Source organism: Roseateles sp. P5_E11, assembly GCF_054049355.1.
Window position 1 is genome coordinate 1 of sequence record NZ_JBFUMO010000678.1, and the last position, 2800, is coordinate 2800.

Annotated in this window: 1 protein-coding gene; it reads left to right on the forward strand. The window is 69.8% G+C overall.

What is annotated here, in order from left to right; all coding sequences use genetic code 11:
• Positions 1–191: 191 nt before the first annotated feature.
• Positions 192–2800: eCIS core domain-containing protein (locus ACXJKR_RS29025; protein WP_457325796.1), on the forward strand; the 2609-nt coding region annotated here is incomplete at its 3' end.

Genomic DNA, 2800 nt, shown 5'->3' on the forward strand with positions numbered 1-2800 from the left:
ACCCCAGCGAGGCTKCGCAACGCCGCGCGCGGGCTTTTGAGTGACAACCCTTCGGGAGAGGGGCTGCGCGGGCGCATGGCGTTGTTGSGCGCCTTGCCCGGGCRSCMAGCCCGGGCTTCAGCGCSACGCCTAGCCGTGCACCCGCGTAGCCCCTCTCGCACCGATTCCCGTAGCGTTAGCAGGCCCTGACCATGCAGGCGCGCACCGCCACCGCACGCAAGCCACGAGGCGCAGCCAGCCGCGGGCCACCGCGCGCAGCGGCAGCCAAATCATCGGCCGCAGGCCTGCCCCGCTATCTGCAGGACAAGGCCGGCGGCGGCCAGCCGCTGCCGGCGCCGGTGCGCACCGAGATGGAAGGCCGCTTCGGCGTGCCGCTGGCCGATGTTCGCGTGCACACCGATGGCGACGCCGCCGGGTCCGCCGCCGGCATGGGCGCGCGGGCCTACACGGCCGGCAGCAATATCGTCTTCGGCGCTGCCCACTTCGCGCCGGAAAGCGCAGAGGGCCGCGGCCTGCTCGCGCACGAGCTCACCCACGTCGTGCAGCAGCAGCGTGCGGGCGTGCCTGCGACCCAGCCGAGCGCGGCCGACGGTGGCGCCCACCACGACAAGGCCGAACGCGAGGCCGAGGCCAATGCGAAGAAGGTGGCCAGCAGCGCGCCGCTGACGGCCAAGGAAACACCTGCCGCCGGCGTGCAGCGCTCAGGCATTCTGGACACCCTCGGCAACGCCGCGGGCGCCGTGGCCGATTTCGGCGGCGATGTCGTGGATGCCGGCGTGGATGCAGCCGGTTCCGCCGTCGAGGCGGTCGGCGAAGCCATCGGTGCCGTGGCCATGCGCCTGGTGCGCGAAGTGGCGCCCAGCCTCGTGCCTGTCATCGAGCGCGGCCCGATGGCGCTGCTGCGCGAGATGGTGTCCTCGGCGCTGGACGGCCTGGCCTCGGTGCTCAACGCGCTGGACCCGAGCGGCACGCTGACGACGATGCTGGGCGTGTTCACCGGCCTTGTCGAGCGGGCCAGCGGCATTGCCGCCGCGCTGATCTCGGGCGACTGCCAGCCGCTGTTGAACGCCATCGACGAGCTGAAGACCTTCGTGACGGAAGTGGCCGGCGAAGCCTGGGACCGCTTGACGACCTTCCTGCAGCCCATCGGCGACTTCTTCACCGACCTGTGGAACGGCTATGGCGCGCCGGCCATCGAGTGGCTGCGCAGCAAGGCCGGCGCCGTGTGGGCGCGCATCGAGGCCTTCGGCACCGACATCTGGAACTGGACCGCGCCGGTGCGCAATGCCGTCGGCGATGCCTGGGGCTGGGTCAAGGAGCAGCTCTTCGGGCCGGAGGATGCGACCAGCGCCGACAGCTCCGGCGGCATCGTCGGCTGGATCACGAGCAAGGCCGGCGATGCCTGGGACTGGGTGAAGGAGCAGACGGCGCCGGTCTGGCAACCCATCGCCGCCACGGCGCAGAAGGTGGCGGACATGCTGCCGCCGCCGTGGATGCGCAACTTCGGCCAGCAGATGCAGCAGATGTCGACGCAGCTGAACGCGTCGGCCACGGCCATGGAAGGCGGCGATGGCGTGGCCGAGAACCGCGACACGTTGGCCACCGTGCTGCCGTCGGTGACCCAGGTCATCGGCACCGTGCGCAACGTCATCGTCGAGGCCGGTGGCTGGGTGTCGACCAAGGTGGGTGCGCTGGGCACGGCGGTGTCTTCGTTGATGGGCAGCCTGCGCTCCAGCAGCCTGATGGCCATGCTGGCCAATGCCCTGGGCTGGCTGGAGGACGCCGCCCTGCGCCTCGTGAGCTGGGCAGACGAGAAGGTGCGCGGCCTGTTCGACTGGATCCTGCAGGGCTTCGACGCGCTGACGCCCTTCATCGAGAACGCAGTGGGCGTGGTGCGCAAGCTCATCGGCGTGGTGGGCGACCTGATGCGCCTGCCCCAGCTCATCCTGTCCAGCGTCTGGGAGGCGATTCCCTGCTGCATCCGGGAGCCCATCAAGAACTTCGTCTTCAACCAGATCCTGGCGCGCATTCCCGTCTTCGGCCAGTTCTTCAGCGACCCGACGCTGTGGCCGCGCGTGCAGGCCACGGCCCTGCGCATCCTGCGCCAGGTGTTCGTCGACGGCGACCTGGCCGGCGCGGCCTGGACCTTCTTCCAGTCGGTGCTGCGCGTGCTGGGCCTGCCGCCAGAGCTGGTGGTGCAGGTGCTGGCCAAGGCGGCCGCGGCCATCGGCGACATCCTGACCGACCCGGTGGGCTTCCTCATCAACCTGCTGGGCGCCGTGAAGGCCGGCTTCGGGCGCTTCTTCGAGAACATCGGTACCCACTTGCTCAACGGCGTCAGCGGCTGGCTGTTCGGCCAGGCCCAGTCCGCCGGCATCACGCCACCGACCGACTTCTCGATCGGCTCCATCTTCGGCTTCGTGCTGCAGGTGCTGGGCATCACGGTGGAGCACATCTTCGAGCGGCTGACGCTCAAGCTCGACGCCAGCACCGTGCGGCGCCTGCGCCAGATCATGAACCTGGCCACCGGCGCCTGGCACTTCCTGTCCATCCTTATCAACGAGGGGCCGGCGGGGCTGTGGGTGGAGATCCAGAACCAGCTGTCCAACCTGTGGGATCGCGTGCTGGACGGCGTCATCAGCTGGGTCACCGACGCCATCATCGGCCGCGCCACGCGCTGGCTGATGAGCCTGCTGGACGTGACCGGCATCATGCCGGTCATCAACACGCTGGTGGYGGTCTACAACGCCATCGAGTCCTTCATGCAGTACCTGCGCGAGATGCTGGAGATCGTCTCGCG